Raw genomic sequence first — 21,688 nt, forward strand, 5'->3', positions numbered from 1 at the left:
ATTTCTATGACGTATTTTATTCTGACAAAAACGACCGTAATTGACTTTGATCAATCGCTGGATACTGATTGAAGAAGTCACCGACTTTCTGGGCAATGGCCGGCAAATACCCTGCAACATCATTTTCGATCTGCAACACGAGTAACGGCTCGTGTAAACTCATCCGTAACAAAAACCAGCCATTGCCATATGGTTCTGCTACTTTGACACGTATACCTTCTTCGTTTTCAGGATCAATGACCCAACCTTCTTGATTGAATGCGCCAAAATCAGCGATCACTTGACGACCATACCGCCGATATTCTGGCGTATTGATCTTAAAGCGCAACTCCTGGGTCTCCAACGGCTGTTTTAGTGTCGCGATCAAATCCTCCAGCGAGGTGCCTTGTGCTTGGAGCTCCGGTAAAATCATAAGGATCTTCGCGATCACATATGCACCGTCATCTAGAAAATAATTTTCTTTAAAGGCCGCATGACCGCTAGTTTCAATCGCTAACAGGGCATCTTCTCCTGCATTGTTCAAGGCAATGGCTTTGTTGATCACATTGCGGTAACCGGAAATATAGCGTACTTGTTGTCCGCCTAACGATTCAATGAATCGTTTCAAATGATCTGAGGTAGGGGAGTTGGTCACGATCTTTGTACTAGGATGCTCGGCCAACACGATTTTACTTAACACCGCAATCATATTGTTGCGATTTAACGGGGCACCGCTTTTAGTGACTACTGCCGAGCGATCAACATCTGTATCAAAAATGATTCCAAGATCTGCTTGCTCTCTCAATACAGCATCAGTGATGCTTTTCATCGCTTCTTGATTGTCCGGATTCGGGATATGGTTTGGAAAATGCCCATCCGGTTCTAAAAATTGTGAGCCATTGCTATCTGCGCCTAATGGAAGCAACACTTTTTCGGCAAAAAAGCCGCCTGCTCCATTTCCTGCGTCAACGATGATTTTCAAACCTGATAACGGATGCGCCTCAGTTGTCCCCATCCCCTGACGGATCTTAGTCACTAGATCCTCTGCGTAAGGTGTGATCAAATCTTTTTGCTGATAGGTGCCTAGCTCATCCTTAGGTTGTGGTTGGCTATGGCTTAAGATGTACTGGATATCGGCTTTTTCTGCACCGCCTTCACGGCTGAATACTTTAATGCCATTAAAATAATAGGGTAAATGACTAGCCGTCAGCATCACCCCGGCATCACAAGCAAAATCTGGAAATTGGGTACTCATAAACATCGCAGGCGTCGTTGCCAGTCCGCAATCGATCACATCAATGCCTTCAGCTTGCAGCTGGGTCATCAATACCTGTTGCAGGGCCTCTCCGCTTAAGCGGCTATCTCTGCCCACTGCCACCCGAAACGGACCTGTGCCCTTACTGGCTAACCAGTGATGCAATCCTGATGCCACTGCTGCCACTGCTTCTTCTGTCAATATCACTTCTTCATCAGCAGTTGCTATCGCAATCCCCCGAATATCAGAACCATTTTGTAAATCCATAAACGTCATCTTCGCCACCCCTTCTTGTAACCGGAATCATCTTCATTATACCAGACAGTTGCTGAAATGGGTGGGCTTTTAGTATTTTTTACCTTAAATCAGTTTATGTTACATCTTATAAGCGATTCCTTCTAGTGCCAATAAGCGTTGTTTGGTTGGTAAACCGCCGCGATAGCCCGTCAACCGCCCATTTTTTCCTAATACACGATGACAAGGGACCAGAATCATTAATGGGTTTCTGCCAACAGCATTGGCTACTGCCCGCGTTGCTTCTGGTCGCCCGATTTTTTGCGCCAACCCACTGTAACTGATCGTTTGTCCATAAGGAATCTCAGTCAACGCTTGCCAGACTGCTTGTTGAAATGGTGTACCAACAAAGTCGAAGGGAATGTCAAAGGCGATTGCCTCTCCAGCAAAGTATCGTTGGAGCTGCAGCTCGATTTTGCTATTGATTTCATTGCCCTCGTGGAGCACTGCCAGCGGAAAAAACTTAATCCATTCATCATGGGCTGCTTCTTTTCCAAAATAGACATAGCCTTTTTCTGTTCGAACAGCTTCATACGTTTCTTCATTGATGTGGATTATTTGTCGTGTGAAAGTCATACAGCACCTCTTCTTGTTTGCTTGAGAACCCAGTTGATCTATAGTGCCCACAATCAAAGCTCTTTTCTCTAGTATACACAAACCAGACGATACGGTACAAAAAAACAGCGGCTTTTCTGATACGCCGCTGTTTTTGCTTAATCTAATTCGATTTTACCAGTATACAATTGGTAGTAGGTACCTTTTTCGGCTAGTAGTGTATCGTGGGTCCCGCGTTCAATGATGCGTCCATGGTCCATCACCATGATGACATCAGAATTCTGGATCGTTGATAAGCGATGCGCGATGACAAAGACAGTGCGTCCAGTCATTAAGCGATCCATCCCTGTTTGCACGATGCGCTCTGTTCGCGTATCGATGCTTGAAGTTGCTTCATCTAAGATCATCACCGGTGGATCGGCAATCGCTGCTCTGGCAATCGCCAGTAATTGGCGTTGCCCTTGGGACAAGCCATCTCCATCCCCTGTGATCACCGTATCATATTTTTGCGGCAAATGATTGATAAACATATCAGCGTTCGCCAACTGGGCCGCTGCTAATACTTCGTCATCTGTTGCATCTAGTTTACCAAAGCGGATATTTTCTCTGATCGTCCCGGTAAACAAGTGGGTATCTTGCAAAACGATCCCTAATGAACGGCGCAATGATTCAAGTTGGATTTTTTCGATATTGATTCCGTCATAGCGGATTTTTCCTTCTTGGATCGTGTAAAACCGATTGATCAAATTTGTGATCGTCGTCTTGCCAGCGCCGGTCGCACCAACAAAGGCCACTTTTTGACCAGGTTCTGCAAACAAATTGATATCTTGTAAGACCATTTTGTTATCGACATAACCAAAGTCAACTTCTTCAAAGCGCACATCACCAGTGACTTCTGTATAAGTGATCGTGCCATCTTCATGGGGATGTTTCCACGCCCATGTCCCGGTGCGTTCTTGGGTTTCTACCAGTTGCCCTTGTGACCACTTGGCATTGACCAATGTCACATAGCCTGTATCCACTTCAGGCGTTTCATCTAAGAGATTAAAGATCCGCTCGGCACCTGCCAATGCCATGATCACAAAATTGATTTGTTGTGACACTTGACTGATTGGGCCATTCAATGAGCGGCTTAATTGCAGAAAAGAAGCAATCATCCCTACTGTCAATCCAGACACGCCATTGATTGCAAACAGCCCGCCGATAATGGCGATCAGCACATATTGAATGTTCAAAAGATTCATCATGATCGGCATCAACGTATTGGCATTGACATTGGCTTTGGTCGCACTTTCTTGCAGTTGATCATTGAGAGCATCAAATTCAGCCATCACAACTTTTTCATGGTTAAAGATTTTCACGACTTTTTGACCATGCATCATTTCTTCAATGTAGCCATTGACTGCACCTAAATCTCGTTGTTGGGCACCGAAGAAACGCCCGCTTTTTCTTGAAACCAAGCGGATCACGTTCAACATTAAGACAATAGAAAGCAAGACGAAGAGTGTCAACGGCAAACTAATTGAGAACATCGCAATAAACACGGAACAAAATGTTACTGCTGCCATCATCAAATTAGGAATACTTTGCGAGATCATTTGACGGAGTGTGTCTGTATCATTGGTGAAGTGACTCATGATATCGCCATCCGAGCGTGCGTCAAAGTAACCGACTGGCAATGATTGCATATGGGTGAACATTTGATCACGAATCTTTTTTTGCGTCCCTTCACTGATTTTGACCATCATAAAGTTATAGACCAACCCAGCCAAAATCCCAATCAAATAGATGATCCCCATCTGAATGATTGCTTGCAGCAAACTGCTGAAATTAGGATTACTTTGTCCCAACAATGGTGCGATATGATCATCGATCACCACTTGCAAGAAGAGCGAACCGCGCACGTTGGCAAACGCACTTAATAAAATCATACACATCACGATCAGCAATTGACCTTTGTAATCCCCAAACATGGTTTTTAACAACCGTTTCATCGTTCCTACTGGATTTGCTGCTTGTCTATTCTTCACCTTCACCAAATCCTTTCTGTTGGGAATGATACACTTCTTGATAAATCGTATTGTTGGCTAGTAATTCATCATGCGTGCCAATTCCATTGATTTTACCATCATCCATGACGATGATCCGATCGGCATCCTCAATCGAATTGATTCGCTGCGAGATGATGATCGTTGTCGTCCCTGGAATCTCCCGTTTCAATCCTTCGCGAATACTGCGGTCTGTCTTTGTATCGACAGCACTCGTAGAATCGTCTAGAATCAAGATTTTTGGTTTTTTCAACAAAGCGCGGGCAATCGTCAGCCGTTGTTTTTGACCACCAGAAACATTGTTTCCGCCTTGAGAGATCATGGTCTCATATTTATCCGGAAATTCTTGGATAAATGGGTCCGCTTGGGCTATCGTTGCTACGCGACGAATTTCTTCATCAGAGGCATTTTCGTTGCCCCAACGCAAATTGTCATTGATCGTTCCGCTGAAAAGCACATTATTTTGCAGCACCATGCTGACTTGATCTCTTAAAACGGCCAAATCATAGTCACGGACATCATGACCGCCGACTTTGACATGACCTTCGATCACATCATAGAGCCGGGGAATCAACTGAACAAGGGACGATTTCCCACTCCCTGTTCCACCAATGATCCCAATGACTTCTCCTGAAGCAATCTCAAGATTGGCTTGCTCCAAGGCCAATTTGTCTTTGTCATTCGCATAACTGAAACAAACATTTTCAAACACGATAGAACCATCTCTGATCGTTGTTAGCGGCTCAGCGTTATTTTTTAAATCACTTTCTTCATCCAGTACTTCTACCACGCGCTCCGCAGAGGTTCTAGCAATCAAGATTTGAACAAATGCCATCGACATCATCATCAAACTCATCAAAATTTGCATCGTATAGTTGAACATGCTGACCAATTCACCAGTTGTCAGACTACTTTGCTCTACGATCAGCTGAGCACCAAACCAAGACAACAGCAACATACACGTATAGACTGAAAATTGCATCAATGGCATGTTGAAGGAAACAATTCGTTGCGCCAGTGTGAAGTTGCGATAAACATCTTCTGAGACTTTGTCAAAAATCTCTTCCTGCTGTTCTTCTCGGACATAAGATTTAACGACCCGCACACCTTGCAGATTTTCCTGCACCACATTATTCAACTTGTCATAGATTCGAAAGACTTTCAAAAACAACGGGTGTGCAAATTTGATCACCAACGCTAAACCAATCGCCAAAATCGGCAGCACAACCAGATAGATCGTCATCAGTTCTGGACTAATCGTACTAACCATTACCAAGGAAAATATCAACACTAACGGACTGCGTACAAGAATGCGGATAATCATTTGATAGGCATTTTGAACATTGGTGACATCTGTTGTCATCCGCGTGATCAAACTAGCCGAAGAAAAGCGATCAATATTTGAAAAAGAAAAATCTTGGATCCGTGTAAATAAGTTATGTCTTAAATTACGAGCAAACCCAGCGGAAGCGATCGCCGCTGTTCGTCCACCCAAAGTGCCTAGCAGCAACGCCAATAAAGACAATAAAAAAAGCAAGCCACCATCTCGCAGAATTACGCTGGCGTCTCCTTTTTCGATCCCTTGGTCAATCATCATTGCCATGATCAAGGGCATGATCACATCCAATGCCACTTCTCCCGCTACATATACGGGGGTCATCAAACTGTCTTTTTTGTAGCTGCCCACATTTGCGAGCAATTTTTTTATCATTATTTTCTTCCCTTTCTGTAAATGGCATCAAACACCGATTTTATTGTTACATCAAGTTTACTGTATCACTTCTCCGAATACAAGCTTCTGGTTTGCTCTTTTTTTTAAGACTATTTTCTCAAAAAAACGCATAGCTTTGTAAGAAGCGGCAAACGGTCTTCAAAAGCGACCGACTGAGCCGCTTTTAAAGACCGTTGCTTCATTTATTTGCTTATAGCTTTCGTTTACTCCCCAGAATCGACAGTGTCTGTTTCTTCAACAGGTGCATCCGCTAGCGTTTCTTCCGGCACAGTGGTGGTTGCTCCTTGCAGATTGCCGCGGCTGATTCCAATCGTGATCCATGTTTCTAAAGGAATGAATTCGCCATAGCGGCTCATTTCCACGACCGTTCCTTTCGGTTCTGCAGAATCAACATAGTAAATATCATAGTAAATATACGCGCCTTTAGACTTGTATTCATCAAAGAACAACTTCGGCAGATCGCCTTCTGTTGCTTGCAAACGTATATCTTTCAGATAAGGTTGTCCTAGTGAATAAACGACCTGCACTGTCGGCAGATTATCGCCTTCGCCATATTCTTTGCCTGCTTCGACGGATTGACTGATGAAACTGCCATACGAAACGTTGGTGGCATAGATCGTTGAGACTTGAACGGGGATCTTAGATTCTAATCCTTGGGCTTCTTCGATCGTATATTGAGAGAAGTCTGGCACTGTCATGGCTTCCCCTTTGGATACTTTCACAAGGAAGGTGTCTTTTTTCGCTAGCTTACTGCCTTTGACCGGTTCCTGTGACACCACTAGATCCACCGCGACATTATCAGAAAATACCGCTTCTTCTTTGTAGGTCAACTCGTTCTTTTTGGCCCATTCTGCCGCTTCAGCTTTCGTTTTGCCCGTAAAATCGGTGACTTCGATATCTTTCTCGAAGACTTCTTTGCCTTTAGAATAATAGACGCTTAAGCGATCTTTCCGGCGGTAGGCTGTCAAATCCAATTCTTTATTGTTGGCTTCTTGCTTAATAAAAGCATTGGCTTTAACGGTATCATCAAATTGTTCGATCAAGGAAATATTCTCCGCTTTGTTGTCCTCGATCCATTGTTTGGCTGCCGCCGTTTCCATCTCAGCAAAGTCAGGCAATGTCAACTGTTCTTCTGGATCTGGACCAAGACTAGCCGTTACTGTCAAAGTCGCCCCTTTTTTGATTTTTTTGTCTGCAGCTACATCTTGATCAATGATTTGATTGGTATCCAGCTCAAAATCATAGACTTGCTCGACCTTAAGGGTCACCCCTTCCTCATTGCCCCAGGTGCGTGCATCCGAAAGATTGCTTGCTTTAAAGTCAGGGACTGTGACATGGGTCATTTGATAATACACGATACCAATCACCACCGCTAGAAGGAGGGAAAGAGCCGCTATGATAAAGATCTTTTTTCGTTTTCGCTTTTTGTACGTTGGGTCAAACTCTGTTTCTTCCTGACCAAAACGGCTCACAGATTGCTTGTTGCTGTTTGCTTGTTCCTCGTCCTTGGCCTCACGACGACCATTAGGCTTGCTTCCTCGCCGACTTCCTGTGGTCTCTGGATCGTTTGCAGGCACAGGCGTTTCTTCCTGCGCAGGTGCTTGCGTGTGTGTTTCTGGTTTGTCTTGAGGTGTCGGTTCTTGCTTTTTGCCATCATACTTATCTGGACTGAAATTGGATAAAAAATCACTCATGACTGCTTAACACACCTTTACGAAGATACAAGACTTCATCGGCTTGCTGGGCAATCTCATTGGCATGGGTCACGACGATCACACACTTGTTATGAACATGGGCCAAATCTTTGAAGATATCAATGATTTCCTGTTCCATGGCCTCATCCAAGTTTCCAGTTGGCTCATCTGCCAAAATAATGTCCACATTGGTGGCTAACGCGCGGGCGATGGCGACACGCTGCTGTTCCCCACCTGAGAGTTGATTGACTAGCCGGTTGGCTTTTTCTTTCGTGATGCCAATATAATCCAATAAATTATAGGCAACTTCTTGTTGATTGTCTGGCAACTTGTTTTTGGTGATCGACATCGGTACCAGTACATTTTCGACAGCACTTAAATAAGGAATCAAATTGTAACTTTGGAAGATGATACTGATATCGTCCCGACGGTAATTTTCATGACCGATTTTTTCGATGTCGGTGCCTTCAAACAAGATTTCACCCGTTTTCGGGCTGTCTAAAGCACTGATCAAAGAAAGAAAGGTGGTTTTCCCAGAACCAGATTGACCTAAAATTGCGTAAAATCTGCCTTTTTCAAAGGCAACAGAGGTTTCTTTCAGGATGTAGCGGCGTTGATCCCCGTCTTGGTAATAATAATCGACTGCTTTGGTTTCTAGTAATGTCATGGTGTTTTTCCTCCTACATCATGATTTTCTTCGGATTTAAGCGCAAGATATAAAGCAATGGCAAGACTGCTGATAACAAGACTGTGCCTAGCCCCAGCAATAAGTAGGTGATGATATACCCAACAGAGAAATTGACCTGATAGGCATCCTTCACATCATTCAAATTGAGATCGACAGACATCAAACTACCGTAATAAACCATCCCATTGTCAACTTGCGGCGACATAAAGTCACTTTGCATCAAGGTATTAGATACTGCGCCGCCTAAAAGATTCCCGGTCACTAACGATACCAATAGCGCCGTCGCACTAACCAGCAATACTTCGATCACGATTTGACCGATCACCTTTCCTCGGCTCTCCCCTAGAGAAAGATAGATGCCCAACTCTTGCTTGCGATCCCGCAAGAACAGCAACACAACCAACGAGATGATGAACATGGCCGCAATCGATGCGATGATGACGATGTAGTTGGCGATCACACCCAAACGATTAAAGCCGCCGGCAATCTCGTCATATTGATCCGTATTGGTAACGACCTTATAATAATCAGGCAGCAAGGCATCTGCTTCTTGCCTAAAGGCATCCACATCATCAATAGAATTTAAGACAAACATTGGGGTATAGTATTGCTGATCATCCACATCTTCACTTGATTCTCCCCATAGTTTTTCCATTTGGACCTTGTTAAATTCTTTCACAAAATTATTACTTGCGTAAAAGGTATTGATCTGATCCATCAGCATCCACGCTTGGTTGCTTTGTTGTGCACTATCTGATTGATCTGATTGGCTACTATCATCTTTTTTAACGACAGAGAAGATACCCGCGATCGTCACCGGATAGTCGAAAGTCACGACGGTACTGCCACTATCCTCTGTTTCCTCATCAGATTCGGCTTCTGAACTATCCATATACACTTCGCTGCGAATATCCCAGACGAGTTGATCTCCAACGGACAAATTATTGGCTTCTGCTACTTCTTTACTGACTAAAACAGCATTGGTTGACTCATTGATGTCTTTATCAGTAAAGCCTTCTCCTTCAACCAGCTTGATCAAACCTTCACGCATATCCAATGGTTCGGTCAGGTTGCCACCTTTTAGTGAGAAATAGTTGCCGCCCATGCCCATTGAACCGTCTTCTGGCGTATATACTTTTAATTTATTCGTTTCAAAACCACTCGTATTGGAATAGTCATAATACTTGATATAACTCAATTCTCCTATCTGTTCATAGACATCTACACTAGGAGTCTTTGGATAAAAATCTTCACTATATCTTTCTTCGTCTGGCATATCCGCCGTTTCTTTTTCAAAACGTTCATATTCCATTTCGACCGTCGCCACATTGCCCATTTTCTTTTTTGTTTCTCTTTCAACATTGGCTGTTGATTGCTGGATTGCTACTGCGCCTGCAATGACATTTCCCAATACAAATACAACTAAAAATAAAATAAATGATTTCCCTTTCCTGCGAGTGATGCTTTTTAATGCGCGCTGCCAAAAATTCATTGTCATTTCCTCCAGTGACATTATTTTTTAACAATTATTCCATACTTCGCCAGTAAGAACAATCTGAATAAATGGAGGTTATTTGTACTATTTTTTTAAGATAACAGGACAAACATTGTAATCACCATCTAAAAAGCGACTTAATCTGCGTTATATAACATTAGAGGATGAATGGATTTTTCTAACAGTTTTGTAAGATAGCGTTTCAGTCGTTGGTATCCTGGTTTTTCACCAAAAAAAGTACCTACTCGTTTTGAACGAATAGGTACTTTGTCGCATTATTTTTCTTTGGTATCAATGATGATCGTTACAGGTCCGTCATTGATCAGAGACACTTGCATGTCGGCGCCAAACCGACCCGTTGCTACAGTTACACCTGACTCTTTCAGACCTTGATTGAAGGCCTCGTACAAAGGAATTGCAAGTGCGGGAGGGGCAGCTTTGATAAAGCTGGGGCGATTGCCTTTTTTCGTATCACCATACAATGTAAATTGGGAAACACTCAAAATTGCACCGTTGATTGCAGCCAGGGAACGATTCATCTTGCCTGCCTCATCTTCAAAAACGCGCAACTGCATGATTTTGCGAATCAGATAATCCACATCCTCCTGTTGATCGTCATGGGTAATGCCCAATAATACCATCAATCCTTGCTCGATTTCACCAACAACGGTCCCTTCGATGGCCACACTGGCTTGACGAACCCGCTGAATGACTGCTTTCATCTTGCCATCATCCTTTCGTTCGTCTCACACTGTACACATCGGGAATTTGTTTGATTTTATCCACGATCGATCGCAGATGGGTCAAATTTTGGATCGAGACAGTGATGCGGATCGTAGCCATTTTGTCTTTGTTGGTCTTCGCTTCTACGCTGACCAAACGCTTACTAATGGTGTTGACCGTTTGCAAGACATCATTGAGCAGACCGGATCGGTCATAGCCATAGATCTCAAGATCGGCATTGTATTCCTTGTTGTTATCTGAAGCATCTTCCCATTCGACATCGATCAATCGATTGGCCGCCTCTTTGTTTTGGACATTCGGACAATCGCTGCGGTGAATGGAGATCCCTCGACCTTTCGTGATATAGCCGACAATCTCATCTCCCGGAACTGGATTACAACAACGAGAAATCCGGATCAACAAATTGTCGACACCTTCGATAACGATCCCGCCTTCATGACGAACCTTCATTTTCTCCGGTTCTTTTTTGGCTGGCTGATTGATCATATCTTGCACTTGCTGTTTTTGTTTTTCGATTTGTCTTTCTCGCCGTTCTTCTTCCGTCAGCCGGTTGGCTAATGTTGTCGGACTGACTTCACCAAAGCCAACCGAGGCAAACAAGTCGTCTTCAGTATGGTAATTGAATCGCTCGCAGGCTTCTGCCATCTTGGCTTTTGATAAAAATTCTTTTGGCACAAAGCCCATATCTTGCAAGGTACGAACGACTGCTTCATGGCCTTTGATGATGTTTTCTTCACGATCTTGGTCTTTAAAGAAACGCTTGATTTTATTTTTGGCTTTACTTGTTGCCACCAATTTGATCCAGTCTTTACTTGGACCAAAAGAGTTCGGCGAGGTCAAAATTTCGATGATGTCGCCATTTTTCAGTTTGTAGTCAAGTTGAACCATTTTGCCATTGATTTTGGCACCGGTGGTTTTGTTGCCGATATCGGTATGGATACTATAGGCAAAGTCTAACGGGCTTGAGCCTTGCGGCAGTTCTGTGACATCGCCTTTTGGTGTAAAAACGTAGACTTTGTCGCTGAAAATATCCCCTTTGACACCTTCCATGAATTCAGATGCATCATACGACTCGTCTTGCAAATCCAAAATTTCTTGGAACCAGCCGACTTGCTGGGTCATTTTATCCGGTTTGACTTTCTCAGTCTTGCCTTCTTTATAGGCCCAATGGGCAGCTACCCCAAATTCAGCAATTTCATGCATTTCATGGGTCCGGATTTGGATCTCTACTGGATTGCCTTTAGGGCCAATCACCGTTGTATGCAAAGATTGATACATATTGGCTTTGGGCATCGCAATGTAGTCTTTGAAGCGGCCCGGCATCGGTTTCCACTTGGTATGGATCGTCCCTAAGACGGCATAACAATCTTTGATTGAATCCACTACGACCCGGATCGCCAGCAGATCATAGATCTCATTGAATTGTTTCTTTTGATCTTTCATTTTGCGGTAAATCGAATAAATATGTTTTGGGCGGCCATAGATTTCTGCAAAAATATCAAGTTCTTCTGTTGCCACCCGGATCTCTTCTACGGTTTCTGACACGTATGCTTCTCGTTCTTCCCGCTTGGTTTGCATCAAATGAACGATTCGGTAGTACTGTTGCGGATTGAGGTAACGCAATGAAATATCTTCCAGTTCCCATTTGATTCGGCTGATCCCTAAGCGGTGTGCCAGCGGCGCATATATTTCCATGGTTTCTTGGGCGATTCGACGCTGCTTGTCTTCACGCAAATGTTTCAACGTACGCATATTATGTAAACGGTCTGCTAATTTGACCATAATGACCCGTAAATCTTGCGCCATAGCAATCAACATTTTTCGGTGATTTTCTGCCAGTTGTTCTTCATGAGATTTATATTTGATTTTGCCTAATTTCGTGACGCCGTCTACCAGCATGGCCACATCGGCACCAAAATTTTCTTTTAAATCGGCTAATGTGATGTCAGTGTCTTCAACGACATCGTGCAAAAACCCCGTCGCGATCGTATGGGGATCCATTTGCAATTCAGCAAGAATACCCGCAACTTGGATTGGATGGATGATATATGGTTCGCCAGATTTGCGAAATTGTTCTTTATGGGCCTCTGTCGCATAATCTAACGCTTTTTGGACAAATGCCACATGCTCATCGCTCATATAGTACGATACTAACTTAATCACGTTTGGGCCGGTCAAAATGACTTCTTTCGCCATGATTGTCGCCTCCTTCTTCTTGTCTTCAAAAATTAGACAGCAGTCCCGCATAAGAGGTTGCCGAAGCAAACTCTTTCAAGCATGGACTCCTGTCTAAACCACTCTTACTCATAATCACTGACATTATACAAATTTTTTCATTATTTTTCAATCACTGGTGCTCGCTAGCCAACGTCACACTTATGCGAAGAACGCATCATAGGCAGTGAATGGAATGCTGACTTTTGATGCCCCTGCTGCGGCCAACTGATCATAAGCTGCCCCATCAATAGCTTCTGGATTACTTTGGATCATCAGTTGATCACCGCCGTCTAAAGCAAAAAGTGTCACATCATGGATCGCATCCGCTAGCGGGGTTTCTTGCCCTAACACAACACTAGGCCAGTTTTGGGCTTTCAGCTGTTGGGCTACTTGGATTTTGGTCAATTCATTCATGCTCTCCGTTTGTAAAGCCAAACGGATCTCGCCGCCGGTCAACGTCAATGAGCGGATCGTTTCGATCAGTTCTTCAAAGCCGCGGCTATTATGCAGCAACAAAGATGCCGGGAGCCATACTTCAAGAAAGTCTGCGCCATCCATAAATGCACGGCCAATCTCAAACGCCACTTTTGCCGTCGTTCCTTGTGCCAACGGATAGTCGATGACTCCGCCAATCTGTATATCAGAGGTTTGGGCCAACTGTTTGGCACGACGGATCGTTGCTGGAAGAACGACGATTTCTTTGACCGTTGTTTGTTGGCAATCCATCAATACATCTTTTAAATACCAATCTGTCAAATCAGCCGCTAATAAACGAACACTGACATTTCTGTGGTGTGCTTCCATTCTCTCACTTCCTTGTCAATTCCAATTGTACACTGACAGCACTTAAAAAATATAAAGGTGCTGTTTCTGTGCGCAAGATCCTGGGACCTAGCCCGCATACTACGCCGTGATGACTTTCAGCCATTTGGATCTCCGCAGGGGCCAAACCACCTTCTGGACCAAAAATCGCCAATAGTTTACTACCAGGTCTCACATCCGCCAATAGTTGTAACAGCATAGCTGTTTCGCCTTGCTTGGCTGACTCTTCGTACGCCACCACGATGTAATCATATGCTGAAAGTTGCGCCCAGAACATCGTTTCGCTGCTAAGCAGCGTTACAGAAGGTGCTACTTGCCGTTGCGATTGCTCTGCGGCCTCTTGGGCGATTTTGTACAGCCGTTGTTGTTTTTTTTGCAGCTTCTTATCATCCCACTTGACGACAGATGTTTGGGCTGGAAAACCAATAAAAGCAGCGGCGCCAAGTTCAGTGCCTTTTTGAACGATCAACTCTAGTTTGTCACCCTTGGGATATCCGCTGGCGATGGTCACATGAATGGGCAATTCTTTGTTTTGCTGTTCTTTTTCGATTTCTGTCAGATAGACAGATGTTTCATCGATACGACTGATAGCGGCAATGATGGCCAATTGGTCACTAAATACTAACCCAACTTGACTGCCGCACGTCATGCGCATGACGCGGATCATATGATGAAATGGTTCACCGCTTAGCACATACTCTGCCTGTGTTTGATACGGCTGATCTATAAAATATCGTTGCATATCATTCTTCCTCAGCTTTTTTGAATGCGATCGCTACCCAGTCTTTTTGGGTAAATACTTGGTCGATCTCAAATCCTTGGGCGTGCATCGCTTCTACAACAAGTTGTTTTTTGGCTTCAATGATCCCCGAAACGATCAACGTGCCTTCTGCTTTCAATAAACGCCACGCATCTGGAATCATCAACAAAATAATATCGGCCAAGATATTGGCGACAATGATATCAGCTGTTTCTTCTACACCCGTTAATAAATTATTGGCTTGCACATGTACATCATGGGCAATCGGATTCAACTGCATGTTTTCTACTGCCGAACGGACAGCCACCTCATCTAAATCATAGGCATGCACAGTTTGTGCCCCTAAATGTTTACTGGCAATACTTAAAACACCTGAACCAGTTCCAACATCTAATACCGTTTCTCCGCCGCGCACATAGACTTCCAATGCTTGCAATGTCAAGCGGGTCGTTGGGTGTGTGCCTGTCCCAAAGGCCATGCCGGGATCTAACGTAATGATTTTTTCATCTGCTTGCTTGGCTTGGTATTTTTCCCAACTTGGGACGATCGTCAAATAGCGGGAGATCCGCACAGGGTGATAATATTTTTTCCAAGCGGTCGCCCAAGCCTCTTCAACCACTTCATTCGTAGAAATCTCATTTTTGCCAAGCGCTAAGCCGTACTCAGGCAAACGATCAATGGCGCCTTTAATGATCGGCAGCACTTCCGGTAAAAAAATCGTTTCTGGAAAATAGGCTGTGACTTGGGCCCCTTCAGCCAAAGTCGTATAGGTTTCTTTGTCTAATATTTCCCCGTAGGCATCACTTTTGAAGTTTTCAACATCTAACACATCTTCGATCGCCACACCGCTGGCCCCTTGTTCCATCAAAATATTGGCTACAGCTTCAACTGATTCACTCGCGGTGGCAACAGTTACTTCATTCCATTTCATGATTCTGCTCCTTAATAACTTGGATAAGGGATCATTGTATCCCCATCTTTTGTTTGGTATTTCGCGACTTTTTCAAGCCATGCTTGTTCATCAAATCTCAACTCGAATACAGCATCTTCCGCATCGTCATTTAGGAAATCCAACAAGTCGCTTTCTCCTTCACTCAATATCTCTTTCATATAATCGACCAAACCATCCAATAACGCTTTTCGCGATCCTTTTTTCCCTTCGTAAGGAATCACTGCCAAAAAGTCCGCTTCATTGAAACTAGATTTCTGCGGATCATATAATAAGATGCCATCTTCAAATTCAATGATGTCTTCTTCAGAGGCCACACCATCGGCATCATCGATTTTTTGGTGGGCTGGATTTTCTGCAAATAAACGCAGGACAAGTTCAATCGTATGATTCTTGGCATCCCAGTCGATAGCCACATCATATTCTGTGATCTGTTTGGTCAAACGTTGGTCTAAATACGTTAAAATCGTTTCTTTCGCCATGTTTTTTTCCTTCTTTCTTATAACCAGCCATGATCCGGTTGGACCGCTGATTTTCTGATATTTGTCACATAAGGATTGCCCGCTGCGATAAAACGCAATGGCTTGTCCGTCCATTCTCCTTTGTTGGGAATGCCAATTCGCGGTAAAGCCATGATCGTTCTTGGCAGCCGTTTCTTTTGCGGCTCCAAATGGAGTGGGCTGGTGATGATCGATGCACCATATAGTTCTGGCCCAATGTTCATCGCCTGGACTAGTTTTCCTGGTCCATTGGTCAATGCGGGCCCTTTTGTCTGACGATTGTTGTGCATCTCTTCAATACCTTCCACTGGTTCTAACCCGCGAATCATGATGCCGTGAGGCGTGCCTTCAGGCTGGGTAATGATGTTGACGATCCTGTGGGTATGCATCGTATATAAGTAGATGGTCCCTGCTTGTTGATACATCGCACGCACCCTTGGGGTTTGCCGCATACCGACACTGTGCGCTGCCAAATCTTCTGGCCCCAGATAAGCCTCACAATCGACGATGTACCCGCCCAAACGACCAACTGTCGTTTCATGGACCAGATACATACCAATCAACGCACGGGCAATCTTTGTTGTGTCTTTTTGATTCAATAAAGCCATTAAGTCATCCATAGTCATCACTCCGTTACCCTATTTTACACAATTACAAGGCAAGTTACTATCATTGGAACCAAATCTGCTGAAATGCGCGTAAAAACCGTTTTGCAGCGGGTATTCGATCAAAAAACGACAGCACGCTGTGCACCGGCGGTTTTTGATTCTATGCTATACTAATAAAAAAGGAGAGGATCGTTTTTATGCAACAACCATTAGCCTACCGCATGCGTCCCAGAAATCTAGATGAAGTCGTTGGCCAGCAGCATTTGGTTGGTCCCGGAAAAATCATTCGTCGAATGGTTGAAGCCAAAATGCTGTCTTCGATGATTCTCTACGGACCTCCTGGAACCGGAAAAACGAGTATCGCCAGCGCAATCGCTGGATCGACCCGTTACGCGTTCCGCATGTTGAATGCCGCAACAGACACGAAAAAGGATCTACAGATTGTCGCTGAAGAAGCCCGCATGAGCGGGACAGTGATTTTGTTACTAGATGAAGTCCACCGTTTGGATAAGACCAAGCAAGACTTTTTGCTGCCTCATTTGGAAAGCGGCAAAATAATTTTGATTGGCGCAACAACCGAGAACCCTTATATCACCATCAACCCAGCCATTCGGAGCCGAACCCAAATCTTCGAAGTCAAACCATTGCAAGAAGAGGATATCTTGCTGGCGATCGATCAAGCATTGGCTGATAGCGAACGGGGGTTAGGTAATGAAGCCATTACGCTAAGCGAAGAAGCCAGACTCCATCTTTCTAGAGCCACAAATGGTGATCTGCGCAGTGCCTTGAATGGGTTAGAACTCGCTGCCCGCTCCACACCCAAATCTGAAGATGGTGTGATCCACCTTTCTCTTTCCGTGATCGAAGAATGTGTCCAACGCAAAGCACTGACCCATGATAAAGATGGCGATGCCCATTATGATGTCATCTCTGCTTTTCAAAAATCGATACGCGGCAGTGATGTCGATGGCGCGCTGCATTACTTGGGGCGTTTAGTTGAAGCGGGTGATTTGGCTATTATTTGCCGCCGTCTGATGGTGATTGGCTATGAAGATATTGGTCTGGCCAATCCCGCAGCTGCCGCACGCACTGTGAATGCTGTATTGGCAGCAGAGCGCCTAGGCTTACCTGAAGCCCGGATTCCATTAGCAGATACCGTCGTCGATCTTTGTTTATCCCCCAAATCCAATAGTGCTTATATGGCATTGGATGCCGCCATCGCGGATATTCGTAATGGCAAGGCTGGCGATGTCCCTGATCATTTACGTGATAGTCATTATAAAGGCGCAGAAAAACTAAACCGTGGTGTCGGTTATCAATATCCGCATAATTTTGATGATGCCTGGGTCGACCAGCAGTATTTACCGGATAAATTAAAAGGTACCCATTATTACGAGCCGAAAGCCACAGGCAAGTATGAACAAGCTCTTGGACAACGCTATCAACAGTTGAATAACCGCAAAAAACATTGATATCACAGCATCTTCCACTATTCACACCAATCATTTTTAATTTTTGGTATCGTTTTCAGTCAACTTTATTGCACCTTTTATATTCCTGTGCTACTATAAGGGTGGGAATTCTGTGATGTACGAGTTATCCCTTTTGTGTGTTGACCGAACATTTTTATTGATATCTTGGGATCTGTCTTGTGTCAATGCTGGTAACATGCCTTTTCTTTTGGTAGTTCGAAGCTTAGACCGTGGAACCCACCTGCTAGAATTTGCGGGATCAATACTACGGGAAAAAGAACGGCATCTACGGATATTACCCATTCTTTTATAGAATGTGCCACCTGTTATTTGACAGGTGGCTTTTTTTGTCTGTTGGCTGCTTTATCTTTCTTAAGCAGACTGGCGGTTCTTTGCTATTCCGCCAGGACTTCGTTATACTAAATATATCTTTGATTACAGGAGAGAATTGCATATGATGATCATCTTTTTATTCACACTCGTGGCACTTGTCTTATTTGCTACTAGTTACATGCTTTATGCGAAACAAGCCATTTTTTTCACGATGATTCCTAAAACGGCGAACAACCAAGCATTTCTTAAACTCTATAGCGTCGTCCATCTGGTACTAGGACTGTTGGCGATCCTCGTAGCGGTGATCGATCTGAAACTGATTGCTTTATTCTATTTGGCACTATTGCTGATTTCATCTGCAGCTTTTAGTATCATGCTTGCCCATAAAATGAAAAAAAGCGGAGATTAGGTTTTCTTTTTCGGTCAAAAAGGACTACAATAAAAGAAAAGATCAGATGGGAGTGTTTCATATGTTACAACAATATCAACGAATCATGGTCGCTGTCGACGGATCGAGTGAATCGGAGCTTGCTTTTAAGAAAGCGGTCAATGTAGCGCAACGAAACGAGTCTGAATTGATTTTGGCACATGTGATCGATACCCGTGCCTTTCAAACGGTTTCTTCTTTTGACGGCATGCTGGCTGAACAAGCAACTGAAATGGCAAAACAAACTTTGGCAGACTATGAAGCGTATGCCCACGACCACGATGTTGCTTCAGTTAAGACCGTCATCGAATATGGTTCACCAAAACCAATCATCGCCAAACAACTGCCTGAAGACCATCATATCGACTTGATCATGATCGGTGCTACCGGATTGAATGCTGTAGAACGTATTTTTATTGGCTCCGTGTCTGAATACGTGATCCGTCATGCAGGATGCGACGTGTTGGTGGTCCGTACAGATTTGCACAATCAATTGCCAACAGAAGATACCAAAAAATAAGCTTACATGCGCCTGTCTGATTTCAGATAGGCTTTTTTTGTGCAAAAAAAAGCCTGAATGGTAAAAACCATTCAGGATGACAAGTCGGTTATCCTAACTTGTACAGCAAAAAATGAAAGCAAAGTAATAGGTATCTCTATCTAAACATGTTTTGGCGTTAATGTAAATAGTTTATTCTGAATTTTCTGAATAGATATTCATTTCTCATTCGTTGACATGCCATTGCTATGAAAAGAAACGCCGATTTCAAGAAAATCGACGCCAAAATTTAAGGTGGATCTGCAAGTATACAATCAAAGTGATGACGAGCAACGCGATACATACAGGCAAATTCAAGAGCCAAAAATCAACTATTGTAGCTGCAAAAGCATAAGCGCCTATCACGATAGATGCTAAGAAGATTGTCCCCATCGTCACTAAAGCCAATCCGACACTGCCAGCCCCTCGCGCAAATAATTGACTAATATTGGTCCACTGCAGTAAGAGCAACCGATAATCGCGGGCAAAGTAGTGGCTGCTGATCAGGATCGTACTCCATATTGCACCTAATACAAAGGCACAGCCCAAGACAAATGGCGCCTGTAATAGGAACATGGCCACGACTGCGACCACCACAGCTAACATAATTTGTATCAACAGACCAAAATGAAATTTTGCTTTGAGGTATGTTTTCATCGATAAAGGCAAAGAACGGACAAACAAAAAGTTCTCCTGATCTAAAGAAATCAGATTACTGACAAACGACGTTGGATTGACCATTAAAACTGCTAAGGCTCCCCCTGCCACGAACATTACTCCCAAAAAACGTTCATCCAATTGATCTAAGCGAAAGACACCTGTGAAGACAAAAGACAATAGAAAAACAATAGGCATCAATAAAGAAGACGAAAACACCTGCATGATCAGATTCGGATCTCGAATCAGTTGCGAATTGTAATTGAAGAGCAATTGGCTCAAATTCCGTCCTTTTTTATGCTTTCGTGTTAGATTGCCTTGATTCGGCGCTGCAGCTGCTACTTGTTCAAAAAATTTAGGTAAGATCAGCCAGTAAAGTGCCCCAACCAACAAAACTGCTAGCCCAATGATTCCGACAAAGCTCAATACACCTGATAGGTGAAAAGGCGTAGTCATGACATAGTAAAAAGGCAGCAAGAATACGATCGCCCCTCGATCTAAGATCTCTGTGTCGTAGGAAGTGACTTGATTCATCATCAAAACCCCAGCCATGACCACGATTATCGTCACAACTAAAAGCAATGTCGTCACCAGTTTTTTATGTTTGAGAAAGAACTTGGTTCGTGTTAATCCGAATACGATCAAACTGCAGATACTAAATAAAATCACCAACACGAAAAGAAACAACAATATCGATACACCGATCGTCACCACAAAAAATAAAGACGCACGCACACCAGTCAATAGGAATAGCACCATCATTGGAAAGACGAAAGGCGCTACCGTCAAAAATACCACTAAAATCTTAGCAGCGAAAATCTCAGTTTGCCTGAAGGGTAAAGGCAAATAAGCCATGAGATCTTGACTTTCAAAAAAAACATTGTAAATAGCGGAGATCCCTTGCGAGAATCCTAAAATACCGAAGAGGGCCACATAATAAGTAAAGAAACCAGGCATTTGGCTGAAATCCATCGTAAACATAGCCACCCCATAGATAAGGATAAAGGTTAATCCCGATAAGCCATATTGCCAAAGGAGATAGCGGGTCAGTTTTCCACCAGTCTTCCCTTTTTTACGGGCTTTATCTGTCATTTGCGGATTCGCATACAGTAAATTGATTCTGGTCAACATCAAGAGCTGCTGTTTTCTCATAGGACTGCATCTCCACTTTCCACTGTTTGGCTCTCCGGACTACGACCCGTCATTTGCAGATAAATGGTTTCTAGAGAAGTGTCTGGATTGTCAGCCAGCAATGTTGAAACCGATCCGTTATAGAGCAATTCACCTTTTTTTAGGATGGCCAATTGGTCGCACAACTGCTGTGCAGTATCCAAGACATGGGTAGAAAAAATAACAGTCTTTCCCTTTTCAGCATGCTGTTTCATCATCTGCTTCAAATCGTATGCGGCTTGGGGATCCAGGCCTTGCAATGGCTCATCCAAGATCCAAATATCCGGGTCTGGAATCAGTGCACCAATCAGCAAGGTTTTTTGCCGCATACCATGAGAAAAACTAGCGATCGTTTCCTCTGCGTGGGTCAACATATCAAACAATTGCCCCAACTCCTGCAATCGTTGTTCTTTCTTTTCTTGCGGCACTTCATATGCTGCGGCAATCAAGTCCCAGTATTCCGCTGCGGTCAATTGTAAAAATAGATCCGGCGAGTCAGGGACGTAGGCAATTTGTTTTTTGATGGCTTCTCGATGACTAGATAAGGCTTGACCATCGACAAAAATTTCACCGCTGGTCGGCTGTAAAATACTAACCATACTTTTGATCGTCGTTGACTTCCCCGCCCCATTGTGACCCAAAAAGCCGAAAATCTCTCCTTGACGGATCGTTAAAGACAGATCCTTCAACGCCAATGTGGTCCCATACTTTTTAACAAGATGTTTGATTTCAATCATCGCTTACCCTCCTT

The 21,688-nt window shown here is 43.8% G+C and carries 19 protein-coding genes and 1 other RNA gene; 4 read left to right on the plus strand and 16 right to left on the minus strand.

Annotation, left to right across the window (positions count from 1 at the left end; genetic code table 11):
- Positions 1 to 16: 16 nt before the first annotated feature.
- The 14 genes from ACYVRS_RS02700 to ACYVRS_RS02765 form a co-directional block, all read right to left on the minus strand.
- Positions 17 to 1,510 carry a phosphohexomutase domain-containing protein gene (locus ACYVRS_RS02700; protein ID WP_461197984.1) on the minus strand — a complete coding sequence of 498 codons (1,494 nt, stop codon included), beginning with the start codon at positions 1,508 to 1,510 and terminating at the stop codon, positions 17 to 19.
- Between the two features lie 99 nt (positions 1,511 to 1,609).
- Positions 1,610 to 2,104, minus strand: coding sequence for a methylated-DNA--[protein]-cysteine S-methyltransferase (locus tag ACYVRS_RS02705; protein ID WP_313538758.1), 495 nt, complete (start codon positions 2,102 to 2,104; stop codon positions 1,610 to 1,612).
- A 137-nt stretch (positions 2,105 to 2,241) separates the two neighbouring features.
- Complete coding sequence (locus tag ACYVRS_RS02710; RefSeq protein ID WP_054115318.1) at positions 2,242 to 4,077, minus strand: ABC transporter ATP-binding protein; 1,836 nt, start codon at positions 4,075 to 4,077, stop codon at positions 2,242 to 2,244.
- Between the two features lie 25 nt (positions 4,078 to 4,102).
- Entirely contained in the window at positions 4,103 to 5,842 is a 1,740-nt protein-coding gene (locus ACYVRS_RS02715; RefSeq protein ID WP_312497935.1) for an ABC transporter ATP-binding protein, read from the minus strand.
- A 224-nt stretch (positions 5,843 to 6,066) separates the two neighbouring features.
- Positions 6,067 to 7,557 (minus strand): PASTA domain-containing protein, encoded by a 1,491-nt coding sequence (locus tag ACYVRS_RS02720; RefSeq protein WP_461202435.1) that lies wholly within the window; start codon positions 7,555 to 7,557, stop codon positions 6,067 to 6,069.
- Positions 7,550 to 8,224: an ABC transporter ATP-binding protein gene (locus ACYVRS_RS02725; RefSeq protein WP_054115212.1), complete on the minus strand. Its 675-nt coding sequence runs from the start codon at positions 8,222 to 8,224 to the stop codon at positions 7,550 to 7,552. The genes ACYVRS_RS02720 and ACYVRS_RS02725 overlap by 8 nt, the downstream gene beginning before the upstream one ends.
- Before the next feature lie 13 nt (positions 8,225 to 8,237).
- Positions 8,238 to 9,737 carry an ABC transporter permease gene (locus ACYVRS_RS02730; protein WP_461197982.1) on the minus strand — a complete coding sequence of 500 codons (1,500 nt, stop codon included), beginning with the start codon at positions 9,735 to 9,737 and terminating at the stop codon, positions 8,238 to 8,240.
- Positions 9,738 to 10,015: 278 nt separating this feature from the next.
- Entirely contained in the window at positions 10,016 to 10,462 is a 447-nt protein-coding gene (gene dtd / locus ACYVRS_RS02735; RefSeq protein ID WP_461202437.1) for a D-aminoacyl-tRNA deacylase, read from the minus strand.
- A gap of 7 nt (positions 10,463 to 10,469) precedes the next feature.
- The gene (locus tag ACYVRS_RS02740) at positions 10,470 to 12,680 is read right to left on the minus strand and encodes a RelA/SpoT family protein (RefSeq protein WP_461202439.1); all 2,211 of its coding nucleotides are present in this window, start codon (positions 12,678 to 12,680) and stop codon (positions 10,470 to 10,472) included.
- Between the two features lie 180 nt (positions 12,681 to 12,860).
- Positions 12,861 to 13,505, minus strand: a complete 645-nt coding sequence (locus ACYVRS_RS02745) for a deoxyribose-phosphate aldolase (RefSeq protein ID WP_313539264.1) — start codon at positions 13,503 to 13,505, stop codon at positions 12,861 to 12,863.
- A gap of 4 nt (positions 13,506 to 13,509) precedes the next feature.
- The gene (locus ACYVRS_RS02750; protein ID WP_313539267.1) at positions 13,510 to 14,265 is read right to left on the minus strand and encodes a 16S rRNA (uracil(1498)-N(3))-methyltransferase; all 756 of its coding nucleotides are present in this window, start codon (positions 14,263 to 14,265) and stop codon (positions 13,510 to 13,512) included.
- Position 14,266: 1 nt separating this feature from the next.
- A complete protein-coding gene (gene prmA, locus ACYVRS_RS02755) occupies positions 14,267 to 15,214 on the minus strand; it encodes a 50S ribosomal protein L11 methyltransferase (protein WP_313539269.1) in 948 nt (315 codons plus the stop codon).
- Between the two features lie 11 nt (positions 15,215 to 15,225).
- On the minus strand, positions 15,226 to 15,714 hold the full coding sequence (locus tag ACYVRS_RS02760; protein ID WP_312497942.1) for a DUF3013 family protein: 489 nt from the start codon (positions 15,712 to 15,714) through the stop codon (positions 15,226 to 15,228).
- Between the two features lie 17 nt (positions 15,715 to 15,731).
- Entirely contained in the window at positions 15,732 to 16,352 is a 621-nt protein-coding gene (locus ACYVRS_RS02765) for a DNA-3-methyladenine glycosylase (protein ID WP_313539271.1), read from the minus strand.
- A gap of 185 nt (positions 16,353 to 16,537) precedes the next feature.
- Here ACYVRS_RS02765 and ACYVRS_RS02770 point away from each other — a divergent pair, with 185 nt between their 5' ends.
- From ACYVRS_RS02770 to ACYVRS_RS02785, 4 genes are all read left to right on the plus strand, one after another.
- Entirely contained in the window at positions 16,538 to 17,812 is a 1,275-nt protein-coding gene (locus ACYVRS_RS02770) for a replication-associated recombination protein A (RefSeq protein WP_312497944.1), read from the plus strand.
- 104 nt (positions 17,813 to 17,916) lie between these two features.
- A non-coding RNA gene (gene ssrS, locus ACYVRS_RS02775) (6S RNA) lies at positions 17,917 to 18,111 on the plus strand.
- Positions 18,112 to 18,266: 155 nt separating this feature from the next.
- Positions 18,267 to 18,554 carry a hypothetical protein gene (locus ACYVRS_RS02780; protein ID WP_312500006.1) on the plus strand — a complete coding sequence of 96 codons (288 nt, stop codon included), beginning with the start codon at positions 18,267 to 18,269 and terminating at the stop codon, positions 18,552 to 18,554.
- Between the two features lie 61 nt (positions 18,555 to 18,615).
- On the plus strand, positions 18,616 to 19,092 hold the full coding sequence (locus ACYVRS_RS02785; RefSeq protein WP_313539273.1) for a universal stress protein: 477 nt from the start codon (positions 18,616 to 18,618) through the stop codon (positions 19,090 to 19,092).
- A gap of 246 nt (positions 19,093 to 19,338) precedes the next feature.
- Here the strand turns inward: ACYVRS_RS02785 and ACYVRS_RS02790 are convergent, their stop codons facing one another.
- Both ACYVRS_RS02790 and ACYVRS_RS02795 read right to left on the minus strand, forming a co-directional pair.
- A complete protein-coding gene (locus ACYVRS_RS02790; protein ID WP_461202442.1) occupies positions 19,339 to 20,919 on the minus strand; it encodes an ABC transporter in 1,581 nt (526 codons plus the stop codon).
- Positions 20,916 to 21,674, minus strand: a complete 759-nt coding sequence (locus tag ACYVRS_RS02795) for an ABC transporter ATP-binding protein (RefSeq protein WP_312500003.1) — start codon at positions 21,672 to 21,674, stop codon at positions 20,916 to 20,918. The genes ACYVRS_RS02790 and ACYVRS_RS02795 overlap by 4 nt, the downstream gene beginning before the upstream one ends.
- Positions 21,675 to 21,688: the final 14 nt, after the last annotated feature.

Source organism: Enterococcus salsurae (genome assembly GCF_054784955.1).